This is a genomic window from Chryseobacterium sp., from assembly GCF_045629545.1.
Taxonomy (GTDB): domain Bacteria; phylum Bacteroidota; class Bacteroidia; order Flavobacteriales; family Weeksellaceae; genus Chryseobacterium.
Genome location: NZ_JAZQRK010000019.1, coordinates 1 through 7,477 on the forward strand (window position 1 = coordinate 1; position 7,477 = coordinate 7,477).

The following is a 7,477-nucleotide window of genomic DNA, read 5'->3' on the forward strand; positions in this document are numbered from 1 at the left end:
TTTTCAATATAATTTGTATAATAATCACTTTCCCCTTTTTCGTTAAAAACAATGGTAGGATCCGTAGTATCCATGATTGTCTTTGTACATATTTGATATGACCTTCTACTTTCCATTCTCCTTATTTAAAATAGTTTTATATACTTCAACAATATATTCAAAAGTTTCGGAACTACATCGTTTCCAACTATACTGATTTGATAATAATTTTGACCTATTCGATATCTCTAATCTTTTACTTTCATCTTCTAAAAGACTTTGTAGAGCATTAACAATGCTAGATATATTTTCTGGATCAAAGAAAATTCCACCATCTTTTAGCACCTCAGGCATAGGTCCCCTATCAGAACAGACTATAGGTAAACCTGTACACATTCCCTCAATAAGTGTGTTTGGCATATTTTCACAACTCGAAGCAAATATGAATATATCAGAATTCTCTAAATATTTAGGTAATTCTTGATGAGAAACAAAATCTAATTGTTTAGCAAATAGACGATTAGGATCAACTCTATTCAATGTTTCCAAAAACTTTGCTTGAGCCTTACCATATCCTCCTCCAATAAACTCTATTTCCAAATCGAAACCTCTATCACGCAAAATAGTTACAGCCTCTAGAACATTCCATTGATGCTTGTACCAATCGACATTTGAAACATAAATGCATTTAATAGATTTTTGTTTATTAAATGCATTTTTCACAGACGCCAATTCCAATCGAAAATTCTCACTAACACCATGTGGAATAATTTTGTAATTTGAAATTTTCCCTGAAGATTCTTGAATAACATCAGAAGAGTATTTCGTCAAAAAAATTGCCGCAGCAGAATTCTTTAATGAATAATTCTGAATAATCTTTAAAATTTCCAATCTTAACCTTTGGAAAGATATCCCAAAACGTTTCATCTCACCAGGTTCGTATGAGAGCATGTCTCTACTCATGGTTATTGATGGAAAAAATCGACTAACTGTACCTGCATCAGTATTAAGGAGAATATCTATACCAATATTCTCAGCCTCTTTAGCTAAGGAAAAATATTGCCATTTTAATTGATATAGAATATTTTTATCCAACTCTTTGGGTGAATGCTTTACTAGCCATGAATAATTAGGCAATAGGTCCAATAAAGCGTCATAAGACCATATATGAACTTCTTTAATATCACTTGGCAAAGTATGAATTTCTTTCAAAACCCCAATAATATGTGCTCTAGCGCCTCCAGAACGGTTTCTCGAGGCATCAATTCCAATTTTCATAATAACTTCAATATTATTTTCTAAAAATAAACGATTTTAAGCTTTCAACATATGAATCGGCATTAAAGACCAATTTGGCTAATTTCTGGCCACTTACACCTATCTTACTTGCTAAATTTTCATCTGTCTGAATCATAATTAAATATTCAGCTATTTTATCAATATTGCCAGGCTCAGACAAAAATGCATTTTCTAAATGAGTTAAATAATTCTCTATCTCACCAGCCGCAGTTACAACAACAGGATTACCTGAAAGAAGATATTCTCCTAATTTAGTAGGAAATCCTCCAGAAATAAAAAAATCTGGAGTAGATAATAAACACGTAGCATTTAATAATATTTTAGGTACAGCCTCACTTGGTAACGAGCCAAGTATTTCTACTTTATTATGTATGTTATTCTCTTCTATAAGATCAATTATTATTTTATTTGTTGGGAAAAGCTCACAAAGTTTTTTGAAATCACCAATCATTTTTAGCTTAAATGAAAAATTTAAATTATAATGCTGAACCAATTCTAAATATTTGATGTATGCTTTTATAGAATTTAAAATATTATCTCTGTTATGAACCCCAAATACAACTGCTATGTACTTTTCTGAGGTCAGATTAGGTATAATATTTGCGTATCTATCTTTATCTATAGTCATAGGTAATAAAAACAAAGAATCATCTTTCAAACCTAGAAAATACTTATAATAAATAAATAATTCGTTAGAAATCGTAATTATTTTATCAAAAAATCTTAAAGAAATATTTTCAAAGAATAAACCAATTCTATTTTTCTCTTGAAATGATTTAGGATATTCTGTTTTATCCAAAACAAAATTAATACTTAATATCTTACAAGCTACTTTGAAATAAATATTTGCAAAAATCTCACTATGGTAAGATAAAAGACATTTAATATTATCACTTTTAAGCCGTTTCACTGTAAGAATAATTCCCTTAAAATATTGAATATATTTATAAAAAAAGGAAACGTTGTTATTTGGCCATGTAATACCATTCACATACTCAAATTCAATCCCTTCAAAAACTCCTTTTTCCACTTGATTAACTTTTGCCTCAGTAGTTGGTGCTATAAGGTAAACTTTAACCAAACATCCATTTGCAGACAATGATTTACAATAACTAACTATTCTTAATGTTGACACATTTCCTTCAGGAAATGGACCTAGAAATATTAATCCTATTTTTTTTATATGATGATTATCCACAATTTGTCTTTGTAAATTTATTGTAATAGAAAAGAACAACCGCTAAGTAGATGCTACCTGCCATAATTAAAGCTAAAGTAGCACCTAGTGAACCCCAAAAATTAATAAATACTAAATTACCAATTAATAACGTCCCGCCAACTAAGAATGATGCATTTCTTAATTCTGAACCTTTTCCATGTGATAATAAAAATTTATTAAAAAAATCAGAGATTCCATATAATATAGAACTTACTGACAACCATTTAATTAGTTTAGCTGTGTAAATAAAACTATCTCCAAAAACTAATAGAATAAATATATCTGAAAATAATAGTAATATAATCAGCATTATTATATTTATTCCAATTACAAGTAAAATAATTCCTGTATTTATGGATAATTCTTGAGAAAATTTTTTGAATAACACCGTTCCTAATATATTTGGAACTAAAGATAGTGGAGCTGTGATTTGAAGTGCTAAATTAAAATAACCAACTTCAGCATTATTGACACCATACATGCTAATTATTATTCCTGTAATACTACTTGCTCCTACTGCAATAATTGATCCTATATAAACATTAAATCCAAATTTTTTAGTTTCATAAAATATTTCAGAGATAGAATATTTAAAGTTCGTTATTGACGGTTTCAAAAAAAGTATTAAAAGAAAGAATACTGGTAAAAAGCATAAATTATATAGCAAAAAACTATCTGCACTTCCTAAATCATAATTGTTATAATAATAAAATCCTATTATTATAACAAAAATAAACTTGGGTAAGAGTCTAGAAATTGATAATAGAAATATTTCATTTCTGCTTTGAAGTATAATTTCATTATGTCCATTCATAATACTTAACCAAAGCAATGGTAAAGAACAAATAAAAACTGACTTTAAAAAATTATCATTGACTTTAAAAAGCAAAAAAAACATTAATACTAATACGCATAGAATAAAATAATTTAAAAAAATTATTGAAATACTATTTCCATAAATACTGCGTATTGATTGATCATTATTAGTATCTTTCAACGACAAAATCCTTCCAGCACCATAAAATAAGCCAAAATTGAATAAAACCTGTATTAAGTTAAAATAATTTACTCCTAACGAAAAATTACCATAATCTAAATCACCCAGTAACTTAGATAACATAAAATTATACAAGAATATAAAACCTACTGAAAACACAGTGGTAGACAACAACAATAATGATTGAGTAAAATATCGATTATTCTTCAACATTAATTTATTTGTAACTTACGATACCTTAACAGCAATAATAGAATAGGGACTATCAACATAATATACCTAGCATTAACTGTAGGATTCATAAGCCAAGTCAATAAAAACGATATAATAACAATAACAATTTGGGATAAATCATTGTTCAGAGAAAAATCTTTCCTAAAAAAATAAATTATATATTTTAAATGAAATGTCAACACAATTAAAATAGGAATTCTTAAAATTTTAGCCACATCAATTTTACCATCTGTATAAATATTAAATGATAAAAATATATCAAGTAGAAATTGAAGAATTCTAATTGGATTTAATAATAAATTACCTAAATAATAATATTCAGAATTTATATACAAAACATAACTTCCGAATCCATTTCCCATACTTTCTTTTGATATTAAATTTCCATTGACTGCTGTATACCCACCAATAAGTGATGTTAAAATATAAGAAATTAAAATTCTCTTCCTAAAATCCCCATATGAAAGATATAACACTAAAAGCCCAAAAACCAATAATTGAATTCTTACAAAAAAAAACACAACGCTCCAAAACAATATTTCCTTATACCTATTCATTAAAAGTAACTTTAATACAATTAAGAAAAACAATATTGTAAAAAGATCTTTACCTATTAGTTGTGCAAAATAAAGCAATTGGAATTCAAGAAAAAAGAAGAGCCAGGTCTTCCCCTTGAGCTTTAAAATATAACAGACATCTGTGTATGTTTTATAAACTAAAAACAATGTAATTATATTAATATAAAAAGAAATATCTAATATATTTGTTATTCCAAACAAGGAAAAAAATTTAATAAATAATATATAAAGTAAGGATATTCCTAAATCATTATTTAAACTTGTAACACTTAAACCTTGCGATTGAATTCGGTTTAAAGTATTCCAATATACTTCATGATCAAAAAAATTTTGATAATTAAACAAATCCGAATTATATACAAAATACTCAGAGGTTAGCTCCCTATAAAATATACATACAGGAATAATAAGAACAGAGTACAAAATTAAATGTTTAATTTTGTACTCAATACTATAAATTTCCTTAGATAGCATCATTAAAGTCGTTTATCTGAATGTGTCAATACTCCTTTTACGTCATAAACTATACTAGTTTCCTTTAATATATTATCCAATGAAATATCTAAAAATTCATCATGAGAAACTCCCAAAATAACACCATCAAACTTAGCTATTGGCAATTCATTGACGGATTCAATTCCATATTCTTTTTGTACTTCAATAGGATTCGCCCAGGGATCAAAAGTAGTAACTTTAATACCATAATCTTCTAGAGCCGCAATCACATCTACGATCTTGGTATTACGCACATCCGGGCAATTTTCTTTGAAAGTGATTCCTAACATTAATACTTCAGCACAACTTACATTAATCCCTTTCTTAATCATGGTCTTGATCACCTGAGAAGCTACATATTCGCCCATAGAATCATTCAGACGACGACCTGCCAATATTATTTCTGGATGATAACCATGCTCTTGTGCCTTTTGCGCTAAATAATAAGGATCTACACCGATACAGTGACCGCCTACTAATCCGGGTTTAAAAGGAAGGAAATTCCATTTGGTACCCGCAGCCTCTAATACATCATGGGTATTGATACCAAGGATGTTAAATATCTTTGCTAACTCATTAACAAAGGCGATATTGATATCTCGCTGTGAGTTTTCTATAACTTTAGCTGCTTCGGCTACCTTAATACAAGGAGCTAAATGCGTACCTGCCGTAATTACTGTCTTATATACCGCATCTACTTCTCTACCGATTTCTGGTGTAGACCCAGCTGTTACTTTTAATATCTTTTCAACCGTATGCTCTTTATCGCCAGGATTGATACGCTCTGGTGAATAACCAGCAAAGAAATCTTCATTAAACTTCAATCCTGAAACACGCTCTAACACAGGTATACACTCTTCCTCTGTAACTCCTGGATACACCGTAGATTCGTAGACGACGATATCGCCTTTTTTCAACACTTTCCCTACTGTTTCAGAAGCCTTGTACAAAGGCGTTAAATCTGGTCTATTATTCTTATCTACAGGTGTTGGAACGGTCACCACATAAAAGTTAGCACCTTGGATATCCTCTAATTGGTTAGAACAATATAATCCATTCACATCATTGACTATTGGATTCACTTGAACCAATACGGCTTGTAGCACATCATCTTCGACCTCTAAAGTCAAATCTTTACCTGCTCGTAATTCATCAATTCGCTTCTGATTAATATCAAATCCTACGGTAGGAAATTTGGTTGCAAACAAACGTGCTAAAGGTAAGCCTACATATCCTAAACCTATAATTGCAATTTTTTTCACTTATTATTAATATTTAAACAAAGTTTAAAATTCTATTTTAAATTATCCCAGTACCAAGTTACCGCTTCCTTTAACCCTTCACGGATAGCGTGTGTTGGCTTATATCCTAATAGACGCTCCGCCTTTTCAATAGATGCTAAAGAATGCGGGATATCACCTTGACGATTTGGCCCATAAACTACTTCTACTTTAGCGATTTCGCTATCATAATTCGTCAAAAACTCTTTTAGATAACCGACCAATTGATTCAAAGTAGTACGATCTCCCACAGCGGTATTGTATACTGTATTGACAGCTTTCCTATTATCCGTAGTCATCGCCAATTCATTCATTTGAATGACATTATCTATATATGTAAAATCACGGGAGAAATCGCCTGTACCATTAATCACAGGACCTTCATGATTCATGAATTTTTTCACAAACAATGGTATGACCGCTGCATAAGCCCCATTTGGATCTTGACGACGCCCAAATACATTAAAATAACGTAACCCTATAGTTTCTAAACCATAGGTCTTAGAAAAGATATCAGCATATAATTCGTTAACATATTTGGTAATTGCATAGGGAGACAAAGGCTTACCTATCACATCTTCTACCTTAGGCAAAGATTCAGAATCTCCATAAGTCGATGACGATGCTGCGTATATAAATCGTTTTACACCTGCATCTCTTGCAGCTACAAGCATATTTAAAAACCCTGTTACATTTACATCATTTGTAGTTTGTGGATCCTTTATCGATCGTGGTACTGACCCCAATGCAGCCTGATGCAATACATAATCTACTCCAGATACTGCTAGTTGACAATCAGAAATATTGCGTATATCACCCTCGATAAGATTAAAATTAGGATTATCTACATGATCATTAAGATTTTGACGGTGGCCCGTCACAAAATTATCTAGTACTACTATTTGATGCCCTTTCGCTAAAAAATATTCTGTTAAATTAGAACCAATGAATCCTGCTCCACCAGTAATTAATATTTTACTCATTTATTTGATTTTTACATTAAATCTTGTTACAAACTAACCGTTAAACTATAAGTTTTGCAAAGTAATTAGACAATTTTAATATTATGGATAACATTTTACAAATTGAACGATTATAAAACTAAAAAAATTACTATATAATTAAACTATTCAAAAACAGGTAAAACTTTACTCAAAATTTATACAATATCAAAATGATAGAATACACTTTAGCCAAAAATAGTCAATTAATATAGTTGACGAAATAATTAACCCTTTATTTTTAAATATTATCTATTATTTAGCTATTTTAATTAGGTATTCACCATATCCAGACTTCCGCAAAGGTTCAGCTATTTGGAGGAGTTGTTCTTTATTTATGTACCCCATTCTATAAGCTACTTCTTCGACAGCGCCGATTTTCATGCCTTGACGCT

6 protein-coding genes and 1 pseudogene are annotated in these 7,477 nt (G+C 29.8%); all 7 read right to left on the minus strand.

The window, feature by feature from the left end:
• Positions 1–105: 105 nt before the first annotated feature.
• The gene (locus ACKI42_RS04415) at positions 106–1,257 is read right to left on the minus strand and encodes a glycosyltransferase family 4 protein (protein WP_407402853.1); all 1,152 of its coding nucleotides are present in this window, start codon (positions 1,255–1,257) and stop codon (positions 106–108) included.
• A gap of 13 nt (positions 1,258–1,270) precedes the next feature.
• The gene (locus tag ACKI42_RS04420; protein ID WP_407402855.1) at positions 1,271–2,476 is read right to left on the minus strand and encodes a glycosyltransferase; all 1,206 of its coding nucleotides are present in this window, start codon (positions 2,474–2,476) and stop codon (positions 1,271–1,273) included.
• A complete protein-coding gene (locus ACKI42_RS04425; RefSeq protein ID WP_407402857.1) occupies positions 2,469–3,707 on the minus strand; it encodes a hypothetical protein in 1,239 nt (412 codons plus the stop codon). The genes ACKI42_RS04420 and ACKI42_RS04425 overlap by 8 nt, the downstream gene beginning before the upstream one ends.
• Complete coding sequence (locus ACKI42_RS04430; protein ID WP_407402859.1) at positions 3,707–4,783, minus strand: hypothetical protein; 1,077 nt, start codon at positions 4,781–4,783, stop codon at positions 3,707–3,709. The genes ACKI42_RS04425 and ACKI42_RS04430 overlap by 1 nt, the downstream gene beginning before the upstream one ends.
• A complete protein-coding gene (locus ACKI42_RS04435) occupies positions 4,783–6,063 on the minus strand; it encodes a nucleotide sugar dehydrogenase (protein WP_407402861.1) in 1,281 nt (426 codons plus the stop codon). The genes ACKI42_RS04430 and ACKI42_RS04435 overlap by 1 nt, the downstream gene beginning before the upstream one ends.
• Positions 6,064–6,095: 32 nt before the next feature.
• On the minus strand, positions 6,096–7,064 hold the full coding sequence (locus ACKI42_RS04440; protein WP_407402863.1) for an SDR family oxidoreductase: 969 nt from the start codon (positions 7,062–7,064) through the stop codon (positions 6,096–6,098).
• Positions 7,065–7,337: 273 nt separating this feature from the next.
• Positions 7,338–7,477, minus strand: a pseudogene (locus tag ACKI42_RS04445) (glucose-1-phosphate thymidylyltransferase); the annotation flags it as partial.

Bases quoted from the DNA above. Each gene is read 5' to 3' on its own strand.
- ACKI42_RS04415 (WP_407402853.1), bottom strand. From the start codon at position 1,257: ATGAAAATTGGAATTGATGCCTCGAGAAACCGTTCTGGAGGCGCTAGA.
- ACKI42_RS04425 (WP_407402857.1), bottom strand. From the start codon at position 3,707: ATGTTGAAGAATAATCGATATTTTACTCAATCATTATTGTTGTTGTCT.
- ACKI42_RS04430 (WP_407402859.1), bottom strand. From the start codon at position 4,783: ATGATGCTATCTAAGGAAATTTATAGTATTGAGTACAAAATTAAACAT.
- ACKI42_RS04440 (WP_407402863.1), bottom strand. From the start codon at position 7,064: ATGAGTAAAATATTAATTACTGGTGGAGCAGGATTCATTGGTTCTAAT.